Annotated in this window: 19 protein-coding genes; 6 read left to right on the top strand and 13 right to left on the bottom strand. The window is 65.4% G+C overall.

Going from position 1 to position 17,843, the window contains the following annotated elements; all coding sequences use genetic code 11:
* Positions 1-6: 6 nt before the first annotated feature.
* Complete coding sequence (gene hmpA, locus AC1RB9_RS11920; RefSeq protein ID WP_003097711.1) at positions 7-1,188, bottom strand: NO-inducible flavohemoprotein; 1,182 nt, start codon at positions 1,186-1,188, stop codon at positions 7-9.
* 154 nt (positions 1,189-1,342) lie between these two features.
* On the opposite strand from hmpA, the gene norR reads away from it, so the two are divergent.
* From norR to mvaU, 3 genes are all read left to right on the top strand, one after another.
* Positions 1,343-2,896, top strand: a complete 1,554-nt coding sequence (gene norR, locus AC1RB9_RS11915; RefSeq protein WP_003090504.1) for a nitric oxide reductase transcriptional regulator NorR — start codon at positions 1,343-1,345, stop codon at positions 2,894-2,896.
* 100 nt (positions 2,897-2,996) lie between these two features.
* Entirely contained in the window at positions 2,997-3,353 is a 357-nt protein-coding gene (gene queD, locus AC1RB9_RS11910; RefSeq protein ID WP_003090505.1) for a 6-carboxytetrahydropterin synthase QueD, read from the top strand.
* Positions 3,354-3,660: 307 nt separating this feature from the next.
* Positions 3,661-4,014, top strand: a complete 354-nt coding sequence (gene mvaU, locus AC1RB9_RS11905; RefSeq protein ID WP_003451798.1) for a histone-like nucleoid-structuring protein MvaU — start codon at positions 3,661-3,663, stop codon at positions 4,012-4,014.
* 75 nt (positions 4,015-4,089) lie between these two features.
* Here mvaU and AC1RB9_RS11900 read toward each other — a convergent pair whose 3' ends face one another.
* The 12 genes from AC1RB9_RS11900 to AC1RB9_RS11845 form a co-directional block, all read right to left on the bottom strand.
* Positions 4,090-4,386: a VF_A0006 family four-cysteine protein gene (locus AC1RB9_RS11900; RefSeq protein ID WP_003097713.1), complete on the bottom strand. Its 297-nt coding sequence runs from the start codon at positions 4,384-4,386 to the stop codon at positions 4,090-4,092.
* Positions 4,387-4,649: 263 nt separating this feature from the next.
* On the bottom strand, positions 4,650-5,234 hold the full coding sequence (locus AC1RB9_RS11895) for a GspMb/PilO family protein (protein WP_003097715.1): 585 nt from the start codon (positions 5,232-5,234) through the stop codon (positions 4,650-4,652).
* On the bottom strand, positions 5,234-5,617 hold the full coding sequence (locus AC1RB9_RS11890; RefSeq protein ID WP_003162130.1) for a hypothetical protein: 384 nt from the start codon (positions 5,615-5,617) through the stop codon (positions 5,234-5,236). Before AC1RB9_RS11890 ends, AC1RB9_RS11895 begins: the two co-directional genes overlap by 1 nt.
* 646 nt (positions 5,618-6,263) lie before the next feature.
* Positions 6,264-7,343, bottom strand: a complete 1,080-nt coding sequence (locus AC1RB9_RS11885; RefSeq protein ID WP_003097718.1) for a type II secretion system minor pseudopilin — start codon at positions 7,341-7,343, stop codon at positions 6,264-6,266.
* On the bottom strand, positions 7,333-7,923 hold the full coding sequence (locus AC1RB9_RS11880) for a PulJ/GspJ family protein (protein WP_003119954.1): 591 nt from the start codon (positions 7,921-7,923) through the stop codon (positions 7,333-7,335). Before AC1RB9_RS11880 ends, AC1RB9_RS11885 begins: the two co-directional genes overlap by 11 nt.
* A complete protein-coding gene (locus AC1RB9_RS11875) occupies positions 7,920-8,345 on the bottom strand; it encodes a PulJ/GspJ family protein (protein WP_003116709.1) in 426 nt (141 codons plus the stop codon). Before AC1RB9_RS11875 ends, AC1RB9_RS11880 begins: the two co-directional genes overlap by 4 nt.
* Positions 8,345-8,755, bottom strand: a complete 411-nt coding sequence (locus AC1RB9_RS11870; protein ID WP_003097723.1) for a prepilin-type N-terminal cleavage/methylation domain-containing protein — start codon at positions 8,753-8,755, stop codon at positions 8,345-8,347. The genes AC1RB9_RS11875 and AC1RB9_RS11870 overlap by 1 nt, the downstream gene beginning before the upstream one ends.
* Positions 8,724-9,158, bottom strand: coding sequence for a type II secretion system major pseudopilin GspG (gene gspG, locus AC1RB9_RS11865; RefSeq protein WP_003110089.1), 435 nt, complete (start codon positions 9,156-9,158; stop codon positions 8,724-8,726). Before gspG ends, AC1RB9_RS11870 begins: the two co-directional genes overlap by 32 nt.
* Before the next feature lie 53 nt (positions 9,159-9,211).
* Positions 9,212-10,399: a type II secretion system F family protein gene (locus AC1RB9_RS11860; RefSeq protein ID WP_003097729.1), complete on the bottom strand. Its 1,188-nt coding sequence runs from the start codon at positions 10,397-10,399 to the stop codon at positions 9,212-9,214.
* A 4-nt stretch (positions 10,400-10,403) separates the two neighbouring features.
* Entirely contained in the window at positions 10,404-12,131 is a 1,728-nt protein-coding gene (locus AC1RB9_RS11855; RefSeq protein WP_003122595.1) for a GspE/PulE family protein, read from the bottom strand.
* Positions 12,121-12,924 carry an ABC transporter permease gene (locus AC1RB9_RS11850; protein WP_003097732.1) on the bottom strand — a complete coding sequence of 268 codons (804 nt, stop codon included), beginning with the start codon at positions 12,922-12,924 and terminating at the stop codon, positions 12,121-12,123. Before AC1RB9_RS11850 ends, AC1RB9_RS11855 begins: the two co-directional genes overlap by 11 nt.
* Before the next feature lie 589 nt (positions 12,925-13,513).
* On the bottom strand, positions 13,514-14,266 hold the full coding sequence (locus AC1RB9_RS11845) for a class I SAM-dependent methyltransferase (protein WP_003451802.1): 753 nt from the start codon (positions 14,264-14,266) through the stop codon (positions 13,514-13,516).
* Positions 14,267-14,491: 225 nt separating this feature from the next.
* On the opposite strand from AC1RB9_RS11845, the gene AC1RB9_RS11840 reads away from it, so the two are divergent.
* The 3 genes from AC1RB9_RS11840 (at position 14,492) to AC1RB9_RS11830 (ending at position 17,841) form a co-directional block, all read left to right on the top strand.
* Positions 14,492-15,466, top strand: coding sequence for a quinone oxidoreductase family protein (locus AC1RB9_RS11840; protein WP_003097735.1), 975 nt, complete (start codon positions 14,492-14,494; stop codon positions 15,464-15,466).
* Between the two features lie 22 nt (positions 15,467-15,488).
* Positions 15,489-16,418 carry a LysR family transcriptional regulator gene (locus tag AC1RB9_RS11835; protein ID WP_003116706.1) on the top strand — a complete coding sequence of 310 codons (930 nt, stop codon included), beginning with the start codon at positions 15,489-15,491 and terminating at the stop codon, positions 16,416-16,418.
* 181 nt (positions 16,419-16,599) lie between these two features.
* On the top strand, positions 16,600-17,841 hold the full coding sequence (locus AC1RB9_RS11830) for a dienelactone hydrolase family protein (RefSeq protein ID WP_003451803.1): 1,242 nt from the start codon (positions 16,600-16,602) through the stop codon (positions 17,839-17,841).
* Positions 17,842-17,843 lie beyond the last annotated feature (2 nt).

Here is a 17,843-nt window from a genome sequence, read left to right as displayed (position 1 = left end):
GTCGCTTCAGGCGTCCAGCGCGGCGGCCGGACCGAAGAACTCGTAGTGGCATTGCTGCGAGGGTACGCCGAGGTCGGCCAGGTGGCGCTTGACCTGCGCCATGAAAGGCCGGGGTCCGAGGAAGTAGGCGTCCAGGTCGCGCTCCTGCGGCAACCAGTCGGCCAGTTTCTCGCGGCTCAGCAATCCCTCGGCGTCGGCACTGTCGCCGGCGCGCGGTTCGCTGTAGCAGAAGAAGTGCTCGACCTGCTCGTGCTGCGCCGACACGTCTTCGATCCAGTCGCGGAAGGCATGCACGCCGCCATGCCGGGCGCAATGGATGAAGCGGATCGGCCGCGCCTGCGGCAGCGCTTCCTGCAACATGGCCAGGGCCGGGGTGATGCCGACGCCGGCGGTGATCAGCACCAGCGGCTTGTCGCTGTCACGCAGGACGAAATCGCCAGCCGGCGGAAACAGATCCAGCTCGTCGCCCTCGGCGACCCGGTCATGCAGGTAATTGGAGACCCGTCCACCCGCCTCGCGCTTGACGCTGATGCGGTATTCGCGGCCGTTGCTGGCAGCGGAAAGCGAATAGTTGCGGCGCACTTCCTCGCCGTCGATGTCCAGCCGCAGGCCGATGTACTGTCCCGGCTGGAACGCCAGCAGCGGCTGGCCGTCCACCGGCTCCAGGTAGAACGAGGTGATTTCCTCGCTCTCCGCCTGCTTGCGTGCCACGCGGAAGCGCCGCACGCCGCGCCAGCCGCCCTCGGCCTGGGCGCTGGCGGCATACACCGACTCCTCGGCCTCAATCAGCAGGTCGGCCAGTTGCTGGTAGGCCGCGCCCCAGGCTTCGAGGACTTCGTCGGTGGCGATCTGTTCGCCGAGGACCTCGCGGATCGCCCTCAACAGGCAAGTGCCGACGATCGGATAGTGTTCGGGCAGCACCTGCAGGGAGACATGCTTGTTCACCACCTTGGCCACCAGCGGGCCGAGTTCCTGCAACTGGTCGATGTGCCTGGCGTACATCAGCACGCCATTGGCCAGCGCCCGCGGCTGGTCGCCGCTGGCCTGGTGGGCCTGGTTGAACAGCGGGCGAACCTCGGGGTACTCGCCGAGCATGGTGCGGTAGAAATGGGTGATCAGCGCTTCACCGCCGGTCTCCAGCAGCGGTACGGTGGCTTTGATGAGGGCACGTTGGGCATTGGACAACATAGATGACTCCTGACGCATGCAAGGTTTTGTTTCACCTCGAAGCATTTCAGGAAGCGTGCCAAGGCAAACTACCAGAATTCACGGGCCTTGCAGGCCGGCATAGGTCATAATGACTGCAACCATTCAGAGTCATTAGGACTGCAAAGAGGTCGAAATGACCACCAACCCCTTGCTTGCCACCCTGATCCCGCTGGTTGCCGACCTGTCCCGCGACCTGCCGGAAGACGAACGCTACCGCCGCCTGCTCCAGGCCCTGCGCGACCTGCTGCCCTGCGACGCCACCGCGCTGCTGCGCCTGGACGGCGAATACCTGATCCCGCTGGCGGTGGACGGCCTCAGCCCGGACACCCTCGGCCGGCGCTTCCGGGTCGGCGAACATCCGCGCCTCGAGGCCCTCCTGGAGCGCCGCGGGCCGACCCGCTTCCCCGCCGACTGCGGCCTGCCCGATCCCTACGACGGTCTGGTGGAAGGCCTCCACGGCCACCTGGAAATCCATGATTGCCTGGGCTGTCCGCTGTACCTCGACGACCAGCCCTGGGGCTTGCTGACCCTGGATACCCTCGATCCGTCGCGCTTCGCCAGCGCCGACCTGGATACCCTGGAGGCCTTCGCCAGCCTCGCCGCCGCCACGGTCAAGGCCAGCGAGCGGATGCGCGACCTGACCCGCCGCGCCGAGGACGAGCACCAGCGCGCCGAGGCCTATCTCGAAGCCGCTGGCGAGCGGCCACGGGAAATGATCGGCCAGAGCGCCGCGCACAAGGCGCTGCTGGAAGAAATCCGCCTGGTCGCCAACAGCGACCTGAGCGTACTGATCACCGGCGAGACCGGGGTCGGCAAGGAACTGGTGGCGCAATCCATCCACCGGCATTCCATGCGCAGCGGCAAGCCGATGATCAGTCTCAACTGCGCCGCGCTGCCCGAGACCCTGGTGGAAAGCGAATTGTTCGGCCATGTGCGCGGCGCCTTCTCCGGCGCGGTCAACGAACGGCGCGGCAAGTTCGAACTGGCCGACGGCGGCAGCCTGTTCCTCGACGAGGTCGGCGAGTTGCCGCTGGCGGTGCAGGCCAAGCTGCTCCGCGTGCTGCAGAGCGGGCAGTTGCAGCGGGTCGGCTCCGATCGCGAGCACCGCGTCGACGTACGCCTGATCGCAGCCACCAACCGCGACCTGGCCGAGGAAGTGCGGGCCGGGCGCTTCCGCGCCGATCTCTACCATCGCCTCAGCGTCTATCCCTTGCGCGTGCCGCCGCTGCGCGAGCGCGGCCGCGATATCCTCCTGCTGGCCGGCTACTTCCTCGAGGAAAACCGACCGCGCCTGGGACTGCGCAGCCTGCGCCTGGACCACGAGGCCCAGGCCGCGCTCCTCGACTATCGCTGGCCGGGCAACGTGCGCGAACTCGAGCACCTGGTCGGCCGCGCCTCGCTCAAGGCCCTCGGCCACAATCCGGAGCGGTCGCGGATCGTCACCCTGCATCGGCAGGATCTCGACCTGCCCGCGGAAACCCCCGCGCCACCTCGCAGCGTGGTCGAGCCCGCGCCCGCCGCGCCAACGACCGGTCACTCGTTGCGCGCGGCCACCGACGCCTACCAACGCCACCTTATCCAGGACTGCCTGGCCCGTCACCAGGGAAGCTGGGCCTCGGCTGCACGCGAGCTGGGCCTGGATCGCGCCAACCTGGCGCGCCTGGCGCGCCGCCTGCAACTCAGGTAAACGACCGCCCGGTCGGAGCAGACCGGGTCCGGCGCGCAAACCTGCTACCATGGCGCCCCCATTCCGGTTGTCCGATAACCCCGATCCAGAGCGCACTACAGTGGAACTCTTCAAAGAATTCACCTTCGAATCCGCCCATCGCCTGCCCCACGTCCCCGAAGGCCACAAATGCGGGCGCCTGCACGGCCACTCGTTCCGTGTCGCCATCCACATCGAAGGCGAGGTCGATCCGCATACCGGCTGGATCCGCGACTTCGCGGAAATCAAGGCGATCTTCAAGCCGATCTACGAGCAACTCGACCACAATTATCTGAACGATATTCCAGGCCTGGAAAACCCCACCAGCGAAAACCTCTGCCGCTGGATCTGGCAACAACTCAAGCCGCTGTTGCCGGAACTCTCCAAGGTCCGCGTCCACGAAACTTGCACCAGCGGTTGCGAATATCGGGGCGATTGATTCGCCCGACTCTCCCCTGGCGCTTCGCCATCTGCTCTAAAACGGGCTTCCACACAACGGGCCCGTTCTGCCGTCTCTCTCCCATGGGTTGTACGAAGCATTATCCCCACGGACATAAAGGTTTCATATTCTTCCGGGAAACATCCGGCAAGCTGTCCCTACAGTCCGTTAGTCAATAAAACCGTGCAACTATATTGTTCTTCCAGTAGATAAAGACTTATCCTTTGCCGCGGACACGGAAAGTCCGTAAATCCACTATAAATGCACCAAAACCCAGCACCATATTTTTAGAACGGGAGTGAAACGAATGTCCAAACTTGCCGAGTTCCGCGAGGCAGAGCGCAAACTTCAGGAGCAACTGGCCCTGCTGGAAAAGCTGAAAAGCGACAGCAGCCTGAAGCAGGAACTGGAATTCAAGGACAAGTTGCAGGCGTTGATGGACAAGTACGGCATGACCCTGCACAACATCATCGCCATCCTCGACCCCAAGGCTCCGGTCACCATCAGCGCCGCTCCGCAGCGCCGTGCCCGCGCCCTGAAGGTCTACAAGAACCCGAACAACGGTGAAGTCGTCGAAACCAAGGGCGGCAACCACAAGGTTCTGAAAGCCTGGAAAGAACAGTACGGTTCCGAAACCGTCGAATCCTGGCTGCAACGCTAAGCCGGTTTTCCCGACGGCATCCTGCCGATGCCGTCGGAAACCCCACTGGCTACTTTCGCTCCCCTCCTCGCCAGATCAATTCTGCGACTTCGATTCGCAAGCGCTCCTGATCTTCTGCGCCGCCAGGTTGTTCTCCACCCCCGGCAGGTTCTCCAGCAGACACTCGTAATAAGCCTTTTCCCGCGACAGCAGGAAGGAGCCGTCGTTATACAACTTGTCGCAGGCCTGGGTGATGAAGTGAACCGCCACCCCGCTCTTCGCCGTGCGTTGGTAGTCGAGTATGCATTGGTCGTAGTCCTTGTCGTCGGCGAGAGCGGAAAGCGGGAATAACAGCAGCAGGGGCAGCAGGAACTTCATGGCAATGGTATCCATGGGAAAGTTGTGCTCCAGCATGGACGAGCCGGCTCGGAGTGCCAAGCCGACCATGAAGTAAAATTTTGCACTTGTTTACAGGCCGGACCAGACTGGCCGTTCTTCGCTGCGCGAATGCGACAATGGCGGGCCGGGGAGCCGAATCGCAGGCGTCCCGAGCGGATTCGGTTTCCCGGCCGCCTGGCGGCAACTCGCTCCATCGAAGGGCACCGCCCTCCGCCGAACTCTTCCGGCAAACGGGTGCTGCCCGATCCGCATCCGCTTCAATAGGCCGCTACGAACAGGAACGACAATTGTAGATTGAGCATGGGCGACAACATATTGTTCAGTTCCAGAAACTCCACCGATACTTGTCGCTGCTCCGCTTCTATATCCTGCAACAACCGACTGAACGAGGCTGGCTGCAACTGCCCGCGAACCTGGGCCTCGATACGCGCGATCGTCCCTTGCTTCTCGAAGCCGCGAGGAAGCAGTACGCTCACTTCCGCGTCAGGGACGCCCGCCAGGCGAACCCGCTCGGTCAGCCAGGCCTGCACATCGGCCCTCGCCTGCGACGCATTCGGCGCCTGCCAGAAGCGCTCTCGCTGAAGGTTCAGGACCTGCTCCGCCTGCATCGCCCGCTCCGGCCAGGCGGTCTGCCGGGAAACGTCCTGGAGCTTGAGCCATTCCCCGGCCAGACGACGATATTCCTCCCCTCGTTCCTCCCTCCAATCCATGCTGAGCATGACCAGATGCACAACCAGCAGCAGGCACAGGCTCCAGATGGCCATGCGCAAGAGTGGTTTTTCCTGCCATTGTCGTTGCAGGTTCCGCCCCTGGAACTGCAGTGATCGCTGGAAGTCCGACATCAGGCACCCTCCCCCGGCGTACGCAGGACCAGGCTCAGCGATAGCCCCTCGCTCTGCGAAGGTTCCACCCTGACATCTTCGAAACTCCCAGACTCCATGAAACGCCGCACATAGAGACGCGGGTCGACACTGTCGGTGCCAATCCGCAACTCCAGCTCGGAGCCTCGATAGCGCCAGGCGAGCAACCGACTGTCCTTCGGCAACAGTTCCGCTACCTGTCCCAGCAGCGCCACCTGCGAGCGATGCTGCAAAGCGCGCCCCAGCTCCGTGGCCATCCGATTGGTCTGCAAGGCCTGGTTGCGTGCGCTGAGGATCGGCGAGACCTGGCCGCTCAGCTGGTCGTACTGCGTTCGCAGCGCACGCTCGGCCCACCACCAGGACAAACCTTCCCCCAGATTGAATCCGCATCCCAGCAACAGGGTGGCTATGAGCCCATGCGGCAACCAACGCTCCCATCGCAGCAGCGTTGCTTCCGCCGCCGGAACGGCCCAGGGACGGCCCAGTGACTCTCCAGGCTCGGCAACCAGGCTCTCCGGGATGCGTATTCCCGCCAGCCCCCGGAGCAACCGAACCCATTGTTCTGGCTGGGGTGGGCTGGGAAAGAAATGGCTCAGGACAAGGCAGTCATCTCTCCAGACCTGGAGATCCAGCCCGGAGCGAACCCGAAGCAGCCGAACCGTCTCGCCTTCCGCGATCGACCGAGGGGGAGCCTGCAGCAGGGATTCGGGGATACAGCGATAACGCCGAGGTTGGTCGACGCAGTCTTCGGCAACGGCCTCCCGGACCTCCTCATCCCAGAACCAGACCAGAGCATGGCCACCCCGCCAGGCTACGTAATGGCCCGCGCGGCGAAAAGGCGCCAGGGCGGCAAGCTTCAACGCCAGTGCCTGATACCGGTCAGAGCGCGGCACATGATTGAGATCGAGACAGCGATAGACACACCACGCCCGATCCACGATCCACTGCGCTGGGGCGCGCCGCGCCAACCCTGTACCTCTACGTACCCACTCAAGCTGCGCCCGGCCATCCTTACCACGGCCTTGCCACAAGCGGGGCGGCAAGAACCCCGGGGGCGATATCGGGATGCAGCGGAGGATTCGAGTAGCGATCATTTATCTTCACGGACCTCTTCGAGAGAAGCTGCCAGGGTGGCAGCAGGCGGTGCTCTGAGTTGAAGCGGACCTCGTATTCCGTCCCCTGCTCGGCTCCTGGCGGGTAGAGCCGAATCGACAGGACCGGACTGGCCAGGCGCGCCCATCCATCCTCGGGAACCAGCCTCGCATGACCCCCGAGGATGTCATGCAGGTCCGACATCCGGGTGAACGGACGCTGCCAGCGGGCTTGCAGCAGTCGGCCGACAGCGTCCTCCGGTAGTCCCCAGGCAAGAGACAGGATTCGGGCATCCGCAGTGTTGATGTTCAGCGCCGCCTCGTCCGCCGCAACCAGATCGCGCCAACCGGCGTCGAGCAAATGCGCTTCCCAGGGGCGCCAGGCCTCCAGCCGGAAGACTTCCATCACCGAGCGCAACGGACGGCGCCGGGCCTGGCCCGGAGAGGACCTGTCGCTGGCTTGCGCGGCACTACCCAGTCGTGGAGCGGCGCCGGGATAGAGATAGCTGAACCATTGGGCGACCATGACCTGCACCTGCTCGGCGGGAACCCCCAACCCCGCCAGCAGCCTGGACAGTACCCGCGGATCGATGCCGGAAAGACTGAGGCGCGCAGAGCGATCGAGCAGCGCAACGCACCAGCCATTGGCCATGCAGAACTCCCGGCCATCCAGAGGCAGCTCCCCGCCAATGGGCAGGATCGAAGTGTCCATGTCCACCTTGCTCGGCGCGGCGCCAGCATTTCCCGGTACGCTCAGGCCCGCGACGGTATAGCGCTGGGTAGCCACCAGCCATTGGACCCGCGCCAGCAAGGCATGCTCCTCCAGCTCACGAAGCAGCACCTTGCGCCGGTTTTCCGTGGCATCCAGCGAGCGCCCGACCCAGAGTACAGCGGCACTGGCCAGCAGGGTCATGATGGCCAGGAACCAGACCACTCCGACCAGAACGAAGCCAGACGAGCGGGCAGACGCCGCATGTCGGCGTGCGCCATCAGAAATCATGTTCGGCGGGCCTCGCTCTGGGCAGTACGACCGCGACAAGGACAAACAGGCGCTCCTCGGGAGCCGCCAGTGCCATCGCCTCGGGAAGGGTATCGGCCAGTTGCGCGCTCGGCGGCCAGTCCCGGTGCCACTGGCCGTGACCGTCCAGATAGCGGAAGCGAGCTTCGCCGCGCAGATGCAGGAGGGGCCAGCGACTGTCCTCCAGCCTTCGCACATAGATCAACTCGGTCCGGTCCTCTCCTGCCCGCCGCTCAAGCCGGAAGGCCAAGGGCGTCGGGATGCCCGCACGGCGATCCAGGGCCGCGGCAGACATGGCCTCGAAACTGAGTTCGTCCCCTCGCAGACGCCAGCGGACCTCGCCAGCCTCGGGAGCGACTAGGTTCTCCACCGCATCACGGAACCAATCGAAGGTCAGCGCCCGGACCTGTCCGCGCCCCAGGCTCTGGTGCAAGGACTGGTTGGCCTTGCTGGCATAGCTCAACCCTTGCATGAGCAACGTGCCGATGAAGGAAACGACCAGCAGCACCACGATCATCTCGAGCAGGGTGAATGCACCCTGTTTTCGTCGCGAGCGGATCATGGTCCATCACCCAGTCGCGCTGGGATGACCACGTACCCGGGAAGCTCCAGTTGCAGCGTCTGCGGCGTTCCATCGCCGGCCCGGATGCTGGCGACGACCCTGAACAAGGTCACGTCGTAGATGCCCGGACTGCCGCTATGGCGGCCCACCGCCGCTTTCGACGCGGACAGCGGCGAACTTCGCCACTCCAGCCGGTAATGCCCCAGCCGGGCCCTGCCTGCGGGTTCGAGCGCAGGGTTCATGCGCTCCAGATAGGCCATCGCCACCCGGGCCGTCTCGATGCGCAGCTCGGCCGCCTCGACCCGCTGCATGCTCCGAAAGGCACTGTTGAGCCAGGCGAATAGCGCACCGCCGACCACTGCCAGGAGCGTCAGCGCAACCACCGCCTCCAGGAGCGTGAAGCCTTCCTGCCGCGCCGGCATCAGCGGATCGTCCCGGGCGCGCAGAGGGGTGGCTGAAGCAGCAGCGTATGTGTCGCGCGCCCATGATGGACCTGCAACTTTCCGCCCAGGCAAACTCCGTTTGCCATGTAACGTATCGGCGGCCGAGCAGTAACCGTCCAGCCATCGGGCAGTCGCAGCAACTGCTCGGGAACCGCCCCGCTCTCACCAATGAGCAGCTCCCGCCCATCGCTGCGCACGCGATAGCCCAAGGTCTGCAATTGATTGAACAGATCGTCCAGCGCGGTCCTGCGCGCCCAGGTCTCCTGCATCCTCACCAGGCCGGGCAACGCCACCGCAGCAATGGCCCCGACGATCACCAGCACCACCAGCAGTTCGAGCAAGGTGAACGCGGCCTGGTCAACGTTTGGGCGCGTAACCGACATCGGCATCCAGGCCTTTCCCACCGGGCTGCCCATCCGCGCCCTGGCTGTAGAGAGTGAAGGGTTGTTCGGCACTCGGCCTGTCGCTGTACAGGTAAGGCCGGTTCCAGGGGTCCAGCGGTACGCCGCCCTCGAGGTAGGGCCCGTGCCAGAAGGCCCCGAGACGTTCATCGGAAGGCGGCGTGTTGAGTAGCGCCAGGCCTTCTTCTTCGGTCGGCAGCCGGCCGATGTCCAGGCGCATGGTGAGCAACGCGCCCTTGAGCATCTTCACCTGGGTATCCGCCGTCTGCGCCTTCGCCTTGTCGGCCTGATTGAACAGTCGCGGCCCGACGAGCCCCATCAGCATGCCGATAATCACCAACACCACAATCATCTCGAGCAGGGTGAAGCCCTGTTGTGCAGCTCTGTTCATACGGTTTCCACTTCACGTCTCATCCAACCAGCCGCGGCATCGATACCCGGCATTCAAAGCACCATGTCGTTGGCGCTGGTAATCGCCAGTACCACGCCGGTAATGATCAGGCCGAACACAGAGCCGATCAGCAGGATCGCCAAAGGCTCGATCAGTACCAGGGCCTTTTTCATTCGCGCCTGCCCGGCCTCTCCATAGAGCGTCGCCAGGCTCTGCAGCATCTCCGCGAGCTGCCCGGAGGCCTCTCCAACCCGCACCAGGCTCGAACCGATGGACGTGACCGCCTGGCGCTCCTCCAACGCTGCCGACAAGGCGATGCCGGCCCGCACATCCTGGGTGACTCGCTCCAGGGTCCGGCGCTGCCGGGCAATGCGGACGCCAGCGGCGGAAAGCAGCAGGGCCTCCACCAGCGGCACACGATTTCCCAGCAGGGTTCCAAGCACCTTCGACCATTGCGCTATTTCCGCCTGCATCAACCATTCCCCGACTACGGGCAGGCGCACCAACTGGTCGAGCGCATGGGCGCGGAGCGCCGGATTGCGCAGCGCCACGGCGATGCCGCCAGCAAGCAGCAGGACGGCGAACGCCAGCAAGCCGGAACTCTCGTTGCTCCATACCCCGATGCTCAGCACTGCCCAGGCAAGCCACGGGAGCTGGGCAGTCTCGTTCAGGAGATTGGCGAATTTCGGAACGACGAAGACGAACAGGGTCGCCACGGCGAGCACCCCGCTGAGCACCAGAATCGCAGGGTAGATCAGCGCCCCTTGCAACTCGGCGCGGGTTCGCCGTTCGTATTCCATCTGCGTGGCACAGTCCCTCAGGGCTCCTGCGAGGTTTCCGGTCATCTCGCCGGCCGCCACCAGTTGATATACATAGCGCGGCAAGTCGAGGCCGGCGCTCTCCAGCACCACGGGAAAGGATTGCCCCTGGCGCAGACCATTGGCCATCGCCTGCAGGGCGGTAATCAACTTCGGGTGGCGCGCGCCTCGCTCCTGAGCCTCCACCGCGTCGGCCATGCTCACTCCCGCCGCGAGCATGGTGGCCAGTTCGTGGATGGCCATGTTCAATTCCTCGGCCTTGAGCCGACGTCGCGAGCCCAGGTTGCGGCGTTTCACCTCCAGGCTGAGCGGGGTGAGCCCCTGGCGCTGCAACTGCCGCAGCGCATCCTGGCGCGTGGGGAGGCAGAGTTCACCACGAACGCGCCTGCCCTTGCGATCGACGGCCTGGTAGATGAAATTCATGGGCTTAGCCGCTGGTCACGCGATGCACCTCGTCAAGACTGGTCATACCCAACCAGGCCTTGATCAAGCCATCTTCACGCAGATTGCGCTGTCCCTGGCTGGCGGCAAGCCGATGCATCTGTTCGAGGGAAGCTCTCTGCACGATCAGGTCGCGCATCTCGGAAGACAGATCGACGAGTTCGTAGATGCCCACACGGCCGCTGTAGCCGGTACCTTCGCAGCGGCCGCAGCCTCGCGCCACGCGCCATTGCGCTGCCTGCCCCGGGAACAGCCGCGCGGTGGCCGCCTGGGTCGCTGCCAGATCGGCCGCAGCAAGGGTTGGCTCGCAAGGTTCCGCGCAGTGGGCGCACAACCTGCGCACCAGTCGCTGGGCCTGGACACCGCGCACCGGCGAAGCCACCAGGAAGGGTTCCACGCCCATGTCGATCAAACGCGTGAAGGCGCTCACCGCATCGTTGGTATGCAGGGTCGAAAGCACCAGGTGACCGGTGAGCGAGGACTGTACGGCGATCTCCGCCGTCTCCAGGTCGCGTATCTCCCCGATCATGATCACATCGGGATCCTGCCGCAGGATCGAGCGCAAGGCGGCAGCGAAGGTCAGGCCGATGTCGGCATGGACCTGGACCTGGGTGATATTGGGCACCTGGTATTCCACGGGATCTTCCACGCTGATGAGCTTGCGCACGCCATCATTGATTTCCTCCAGCGCGCCATAGAGCGTGGTGGACTTGCCCGATCCGGTGGGGCCGGTCACCAGGATGATGCCGTGGGGTTCCGCTACCCATGCACGCATCCTCCGCAAGTGGTCCGGGAGCATCCCGAGCCGGTCCAGGCGCAACCCCTCGCGCTCCTTCGGCAACAGGCGCATGACCACCGATTCGCCATGCACCCCTGGCAAGGTGGAGACCCGCACGTCGAGCTCCGTACCGCTGACCCGGATGCTCATGCGTCCATCCTGCGGCAACCGTCGCTCCGCGATGTCGATGGCGGAGATCAGCTTGATCCGCGAGACGACCGCCGCGAATCGCTCGCGGGGAAGGCTCAGTTGGTCGTGCAGGACGCCGTCGACGCGGAAGCGGATACGGAAGTCGAACTCCCGGGGTTCGATGTGAATATCCGAAGAACGCTTTTCCATGGCCTGGCTCATCACGTTGTTGACGAGTTCGACTACCGGCGCCTCCTCCGCCAACTCCCGCAGGTAGCGGATGTCTTCGCTGCCGTAGGCGTGCCGATCCGCACCTTGCCGGGCCAGGTCCAGGGAGTGCTCCAACCAGCCGTCCAGATCCTGGGAGCGGCACAGCACTGCTTGAATCGAGCGCTCCGGATAGAAATAGCCCAGGGTTTCGCGTATCGAAGGAGATAACGGATCACGCGCCGCGAACAGCAGTTGCTCGCCCTCCTCCCAGACCACCAGTTGCTCTTCGACGAACCAGTCGGTATTGATCGGGGTACTGAGCAGGAATGCGGCGATGGACTCTTCGCTCGGCTTCCGCAGGTCGTCCCCCACCAGCGGCAACCGCAGTTGCTCCGCCAGCACCTGCATGAGGGTATTTTCCGAGATGGCTCCGGAACGCACGAGAATACCTCCCAGGCGGCCGCCAAGCCGGCGTTGCAGGTCGAGCGCCCGCTCGAGTTCCTGGCCGCTCACCAACCCGCGTTCGAGCAAACGCTGCCCCAGCGGTATCCACTCGGCCGTCATCTGCGGGCCCGGGGAAACGGCCTCAGAGGACATCTGCAAAACCTTCCTGAACCCGACGGAACCAGAGGAAGCCCGATGAACAGACCAGCAGAGACGCAACGCAATAAACGCTGAAGACCCCAAGGGTCGGATAGGGAGCATCGAAAAGGATCGCCCTGACCATTTCCACCGGGATCGTCAGCGGATTGAGGTACAGGTAGGGCTGCATTACCGGTGGCAAGGAAGACAGCGGATAGAACACCGGGCTGATGAATAGCAGAAGCACCAGGAGAAACTGGACGAACTGCCCTATGTCGCGAACATAGACCCCGAGCCCCGCGAGGAACCACGCCAGCCCCGTCACGCAGAGCAGGAAGGGGAGCAGGGCAAGCGGTAGCAGAACCAGTTGCCAGCCTGGCTCGACGCCGCTGAAGAGAAGAAAGATACAGAGCACCAGGTAGCCGAGCATGGCGTTGAAGAAAGCGGCCAGCAGCGGTGTGAGGGGGAGTATCTCCAGGGGAAAAACCAGCTTCTTCACGTAGTTGGCGTTGGCCTGGATGATAGTCGGGGCCCTGGACAGGCTTTCAGCGAGGATCCCGTTCAGCAGGAGTCCGGAAAACAGGGTCAAGGCGAAGGAGAGCGTGCTCTGGCTTCCACCCCAGCGCGACTTCAGCACGAAGCCGAAGACAAACGTATAGATCAGCAAGAGCAGGAACGGCGAGACGATGATCCAGATGCGGCCCAACATGGCGTCGCGATAACGCAGTTCGACCTCGCGCCGGGTCATGACCAGCAGGAGCCTGATGCGACTGGCGAGACTGGCCGGTACCAAGAGGGAACCACTCACAGAAAAACTCTCCACGGCGAAGAAGAACAGAACCCGCTAACCATGAAGGATCGAAACGAGCGGGGCCATCAGCCCCCACTACTTCTGGCGTAAGGTTTTTCTGATTCAAGAAGAGTCTTCAGAAGGCCGGAGCAAGCCGGCACTCTCGCCAACTCGATCTCCCATCGGCTCCGTACCTGCTGGAAAGCACGTGGGTAACCCCGACAATGGCAACGGCTCTCAAGGTGAGGGGCCGGACTGCGCGGAGTGCACCCTCGATTCAGCAGCCAGCGGCAGTGAAACCGGGACGAAAGCAAGACTCATCCTGCAATCGGGGCGATTTCTTCATAGCGCTGGAAAACCTCGCTCAGTGAAACGAAAGCACGCACTGAGCGCCCCGTACGCCAGGGACTGGCAACCTGCACGCCGACCCGGCCTGGGGCGGCATGGCGAGTTCGACGAATACGACTCGGCGCACCACCTGCCCCCTACCCGCGCTCAAGCGACGCCGCGGCTGCCAGGGGGTTGCAGCGACCTGCGTAGACGGCAGGCGGACGCGATCGGCGCTCTCCCCGCCGTCATGGTTGAGTTTCGGATTGCGTCCGATGGCTCAGCGGATCACCCCGGCGCGCACCGTCAGCGGCCAACTGACCCGATAGCGCGTCTGCGGGTCGCCCCAGGCTTCGCGCAGCTCATCGACGAACGCGGCGCCCGGATCCTGGCCAAGGGCCTTGCCGGCCTCCTTCACCGCCGACCAGGTACCGACATAGCCCAGCAGTTCGTCCAGGGTCCAGGCCACCTCGATGGCCAGGTCCGGCAGGCGACGCTCCTCGAAGGGGAACGGCAGACTGCGGTAGCCCTCCTCCACGTGGCGCCGCTCGGCAGGCCAGTAGGGGCCGACGACCTGGTGGTAGAAGTGCTGGACCAGCGGTTCCATGGGTCCGTCGACATGCAATACGCCATAGGTAACCAGGGCCAGGATGGCGTCCGCGCGGGCCACACGCCGGACTTCCTCGTAGAAGCGCGGCAGGTCCAGCCAGTGGGCGGCCTGGGCGACCGTCACCAGGTCGGCGCTGGCCGCCGCCAGTCCGCTGTCCTCGGCCAGGGCCACGCGATACTCGACCCACTCGCGAGCCTGCGCCTTGTCGATCTGCGCGGCGCTGGCGTCGGTACCGACCACCCGTTCGAAACGCTCGGCCAACAGCACCGTGAGCTGTCCGGTGCCGCAGCCGCAGTCCAGGGCCAGGCGGGTGCCGGGGCAGAGCGCGGCCAGCTCGTCGACCAACCGCGCCGGGTAGGTCGGACGATGTGCGGCGTAGTTCGCCGAACCCGTGGAGAAATGATCCTTGAAAGGTGCCGTCATGGGACTCTCCCGAAATGATCCCGGCGACCACAGGGACCATGGCCGTCCAGGCTGCCGCCTTACACTAGGCGAATCCTGTCGATACGGAAACACGACTTTCGGTCACCTTGGAGCACCGTCTCACTACTGCATGCGGTGCAGCAATCAACTGCAAAGAACCTACCTGGTCATCCCCGGATGCTTCATTAGACTGCCGGAACGACGAACGCAGCCAAGGAGACCGCCATGCCCAGTCGCATCACCCTCAACGCAAACGGAGGCCCCGAGGTCCTGCGCCTGGAGCAAGTCCAGGCGCAGCAACCGGGCCCCGGCGAGGTCTGGCTGGAGCAGGCCGCCATCGGCGTCAATCCGCTGGACCTCGGCCAGCGCTCGGGAGCGGTACCGATTCCGCTGCCGTCCGGCCTCGGCCTGGAAGGCGCCGGAGTGGTCGCCGCGCTGGGTCCGGGAGTCTCCGGACTGGCGCCGGGCGACCGCGTCGCCTATGCCACCGGCCCGCTGGGCGCCTATGCCAGCGCCCGGCTCTACCCCGCCGAGCGCTTGCTGAAGCTGCCCGACACACTCGCTTTCGAGGACGCGGCGGCGCTGCTGTTCAAGGGCATCACCGCGCACTACCTGCTGCACGCCACCTACCCCGTCGGGCCCGGCACACGCATCCTGCTGTACGGCGCGGCGGGCGCCGTCGGCCAGTTGATGGCGGCCTGGGCCCGGCACCTGGGCGCCTGGGTGATCGGCGTGGTGTCGAAGGCGGAAAGCGTCGAGCGGGCCAGGGCTGCCGGCTGCGACGAGGTGCTGGTGTTCGACGCGGCCAGTCTCGCCGCCCAGGTCGCCGAGCTGACCGCCGGGCGCAAGGTCGATGTGGTCTACGACCCCATCGGTCGCGCTACCTTCGAGGCATCCCTGAACAGCTTGCGTCCGCGCGGCCTGCTGGTGTCCTTCGGCGCTACCTCCGGCGTGCCGCCAGCCGTCGAAGTCGCCACCCTCAACGCCAAGGGTTCGCTGTTCCTCACCCGTCCCTCGCTCGCCGCCCACACCGCCAACCCGGAGGAATACCGGCTACGCGCGCAGGCTGTGCTGCGCGCCCATGCAGACGGTGTCATCCAGCCCCGGGTCTGGCGGCGCTACCCGCTGGCCGAGGCGGCCGTGGCGCATACCGATCTGCTGGAGGGACGCTCGCAAGGCGCGCTGGTACTCTTGCCCTGACCCACCCGCAAGAGGCGCATGCATGCAACCGTTCGACAGCCGGCAGGCCGATGAAGTCGCCACGCTCCTGGCCCTGGCCGAGCACGGTTCGTTCGCCGCCGCCGGCCGCGCCCTGCAACGCCATCCCTCGGTGCTCTCGAAGCGGCTCGGCGCACTGGAGCGTCGCCTCGGCATCCGCCTGGTCGAACGCACCACCCGGCAACTGCGCTTCACCGATGAAGGCGAGCGCCTGGCGAGCCGCTTCCGCCAGGCCGTCGACCTGCTCGACGAGGCCGAGCACGAAGCCAGCCTGGGCGCCGCGCAACTGCGCGGACGCCTGCGCATCGCCCTGCCGTCGGCGATGGGCCGGCTCTGGCTCGGTCCGCTGCTGGCGGAGTTCGCCCTGGCGCATCCGCAGGTGGTGCTGGAAACCGACTATTCGGAGCGCTTCGTCGACATCATCGCGGAAGGCTTCGACCTCGCGATCCGGGTCGGCGAACTGGCCGACAGCCGCCTGGTGGCCAGGCGGCTGTGCGCCCATCGGCGCATCCTCGGCGCCGCTCCCGACTACCTGAAGCGGCATGGGGTACCGCGTATCCCGGCCGACCTGGCGGCACATAATTGCCTCGGCTTCAGCGGACTGCACTCGTACCCGGAATGGAAGCTGACCCGCCAGGACGAACAGCAGCCCGTGCGGGTACGCGGCTCGATGGTCAGCAACGACAACGAGGCCCTGCTCTGCGCCGCACGCCAGGGCCTGGGTATCTTCGCCGCCGGCGAGTGGCTGATGAGCCGCGACCTCGAAGCCGGCAGGCTGGTACGGGTGCTGCCGGAGTGGCAACTGGACGCCGACGCCGGCGTCTACCTGGTGCGCCCCTCGGCGCGCTACGCCACGGCAGCGGCCAGCGCGTTCCGCCAATGGGTGGAAGCGCGGTTCGCCGCTGGCCCGCCCTGGCAGCGCCAGCGGGCCTGAGCGGTATCCGCGAGCGGCTCGCCGAGGAGCGCGCTGCCTCCCGCCCCTCGCTCCCGGACAATCCGGATACCCTCCGCCAGCATGCGGATAGCCAATGACCCGCCGGCCGGTTCCTACTAGGCTGGTTCGCTTCGCTTTCCCGTTTTCCCACTCCAACAACAACCCGATGAGGAATCCAGGCATGGGACAGTACGTCAGCATCGCCGCGTCCGACGGCAGCGGCCGGTTCGACGCGTATCTCGCGCTCCCCGCCAGCGGCAAGGGGCCGGGCGTGGTGATCGGTCAGGAAATCTTCGGCGTCAACGCGAACATGCGCGCGGTGGCCGACCTGTACGCCGAAGAGGGCTACGTGGCCCTGGTCCCCGACCTGTTCTGGCGGCTGCAGCCGGGGGTCGACCTGGGCTACGACGAAGCGGCCTTCGCCAAGGCCATCGAGCTGTTCCAGCGCATCGACCTGGACGCCGCGGTGGACGACATCACCGCCTGTATCGAGCACCTGCGCCAACGCGAGGAGGTGGTCCACGCCGGGATCGGCTTCGTCGGCTTCTGCATGGGCGGCAAGCTGGCCTACCTCGCCGCGACGCGCACCGACGTCTCCTGCTCGGTGGGCTACTACGGCATGGGCATCGAGGCGCTGCTCGACGAGGCGAAACAGATCAAGGGCCGGCTGGTGCTGCATTTCGCCGAACAGGACGCCTACTGCCCGCAGCAGGCCCGCGACGCGATCCTGCCCTGCCTGTGCAACCTGCCCAAGACCGAGTTGTACCTCTACCCCGGCGTCGATCACGCCTTCGCCCGCGTCGGCGGCATGCACTTCGACAAACCGGCCTACCTGATGGCTCACGAACGCAGCATCGCCGCCCTGAAGCGGGAGATCGGGCCGAACTTCGACCTCTCCGCGCTGTGGGACGAGCATGTGCGCCACGAGTTCGACACCCGCGACGTCGCCGCGACCATGGCGACCATGGTCGCCGAGCCCTACGTCAACCATGTCCCGACCCTCACCGGCGGCGTCGGCCAGCGCGAACTGAGCCGCTTCTACCGCCATCACTTCATCCACGGCAACCCGCCGGACATGACCCTCACGCCGATTTCGCGGACGGTGGGGGCGCTGCAGGTGGTCGACGAGTTCGTCATGCGCTTCACCCACAGCTGCGAGATCGACTGGCTGCTGCCCGGCGTCCCACCCACCGGGCGCTTCGTGGAAATCCCCATGCTCGGCGTGGTGCGCTTTCGCGGCGACCGCCTTTACCACGAGCACATCTATTGGGACCAGGCCGGCGTGCTGGTGCAGATCGGCCTGCTCGACCCGCAGGGCCTGCCGGTCGCGGGGGTGGAAAGCGCGCGCAAGCTGCTCGACGAAAGCCTGCCGTCGAACCGCCTGATGGCGCGCTGGGCAGCCAGCGAAGGACTCGGCCTCTAGCG

The organism is Pseudomonas sp. 20-5 (assembly GCF_056782835.1).
This window is presented reverse-complemented; position numbering and strand designations above follow the sequence as displayed.

Coding starts and splice junctions, on each gene's coding strand:
- AC1RB9_RS11880 (WP_003119954.1), bottom strand. CDS start 7,923: ATGATCCGCTCGCGACGAAAACAGGGTGCATTCACCCTGCTCGAGATG.
- AC1RB9_RS11830 (WP_003451803.1), top strand. CDS start 16,600: ATGGGACAGTACGTCAGCATCGCCGCGTCCGACGGCAGCGGCCGGTTC.
- mvaU (WP_003451798.1), top strand. CDS start 3,661: ATGTCCAAACTTGCCGAGTTCCGCGAGGCAGAGCGCAAACTTCAGGAG.
- AC1RB9_RS11860 (WP_003097729.1), bottom strand. CDS start 10,399: ATGAATTTCATCTACCAGGCCGTCGATCGCAAGGGCAGGCGCGTTCGT.
- AC1RB9_RS11855 (WP_003122595.1), bottom strand. CDS start 12,131: ATGTCCTCTGAGGCCGTTTCCCCGGGCCCGCAGATGACGGCCGAGTGG.
- norR (WP_003090504.1), top strand. CDS start 1,343: ATGACCACCAACCCCTTGCTTGCCACCCTGATCCCGCTGGTTGCCGAC.
- AC1RB9_RS11885 (WP_003097718.1), bottom strand. CDS start 7,343: ATGATTTCTGATGGCGCACGCCGACATGCGGCGTCTGCCCGCTCGTCT.
- AC1RB9_RS11835 (WP_003116706.1), top strand. CDS start 15,489: ATGCAACCGTTCGACAGCCGGCAGGCCGATGAAGTCGCCACGCTCCTG.
- AC1RB9_RS11900 (WP_003097713.1), bottom strand. CDS start 4,386: ATGGATACCATTGCCATGAAGTTCCTGCTGCCCCTGCTGCTGTTATTC.
- AC1RB9_RS11840 (WP_003097735.1), top strand. CDS start 14,492: ATGCCCAGTCGCATCACCCTCAACGCAAACGGAGGCCCCGAGGTCCTG.
- hmpA (WP_003097711.1), bottom strand. CDS start 1,188: ATGTTGTCCAATGCCCAACGTGCCCTCATCAAAGCCACCGTACCGCTG.
- AC1RB9_RS11870 (WP_003097723.1), bottom strand. CDS start 8,755: ATGCCGATGTCGGTTACGCGCCCAAACGTTGACCAGGCCGCGTTCACC.
- AC1RB9_RS11875 (WP_003116709.1), bottom strand. CDS start 8,345: ATGCCGGCGCGGCAGGAAGGCTTCACGCTCCTGGAGGCGGTGGTTGCG.
- gspG (WP_003110089.1), bottom strand. CDS start 9,158: ATGAACAGAGCTGCACAACAGGGCTTCACCCTGCTCGAGATGATTGTG.
- AC1RB9_RS11895 (WP_003097715.1), bottom strand. CDS start 5,234: ATGTCGGACTTCCAGCGATCACTGCAGTTCCAGGGGCGGAACCTGCAA.
- AC1RB9_RS11845 (WP_003451802.1), bottom strand. CDS start 14,266: ATGACGGCACCTTTCAAGGATCATTTCTCCACGGGTTCGGCGAACTAC.